1 protein-coding gene is annotated in these 215 nt (G+C 65.1%); it reads left to right on the forward strand.

Annotation, left to right across the window (positions count from 1 at the left end; translation table 11 throughout):
- Positions 1 to 16: 16 nt before the first annotated feature.
- Positions 17 to 215: ACP S-malonyltransferase (locus AN216_RS00085; RefSeq protein WP_420855670.1), on the forward strand; the 199-nt coding region annotated here is incomplete at its 3' end.

Raw genomic sequence — 215 nt, forward strand, 5'->3', positions numbered from 1 at the left:
CGCGTTTCATTCGCCGTTGATGGAGCCGATGTTGGCGGAGTTTCGTCGGGTGGCCGAGGGGGTGGCGTATGAGCGTCCGTCGTTGTCGGTGGTGTCGAATGTCACGGGTGAGTTGGCGACCGTCGAGGAGTTGACGGACCCGGAGTATTGGGTGCGGCATGTGCGGGAGGCGGTGCGGTTCGCTGATGGTGTGGCGGCGCTGACCGCTCAGGGTG

It is taken from the genome of Streptomyces oceani, from assembly GCF_001751245.1.
In the GTDB taxonomy this organism is placed as follows: domain Bacteria; phylum Actinomycetota; class Actinomycetes; order Streptomycetales; family Streptomycetaceae; genus Streptomyces; species Streptomyces oceani.